Below are 253 nucleotides of genomic sequence, written 5' to 3'. Positions count from 1 at the left end.
CAGATAAATGTTCAATAAAATCAATATTATTGTAGCAATCCAAGCACACCACTTCACCCACTGACGGTTAGCAAACTCACCCATCAGTTTTTTACTACTGGTATACATTACCAACGGAATTACCGCGAATGGCAACGCAACACTGAGGAACACTTGGGAGAAAGTCAATAGATTTTCAATCTTGGCTTCGTCACCATGATAGTAAATCGCAAAAATCAAAACCGGTGCCACCGAGAGCAAACGGGTTACCAAC

At 41.5% G+C, this 253-nt stretch carries 1 protein-coding gene; it reads right to left on the bottom strand.

Going from position 1 to position 253, the window contains the following annotated elements:
- Window positions 1–253: divalent metal cation transporter (locus L9G74_RS21375; RefSeq protein WP_238898823.1), on the bottom strand; the 253-nt coding region annotated here is incomplete at both ends.

The sequence above is a fragment of the Shewanella electrica genome (assembly GCF_022321485.1).
GTDB classification, from domain to species: Bacteria; Pseudomonadota; Gammaproteobacteria; order Enterobacterales; family Shewanellaceae; genus Shewanella; species Shewanella electrica.
The sequence above is the reverse complement of the archived record's forward strand: the minus strand, read 5'-3'. Positions and strand labels throughout refer to the sequence as shown.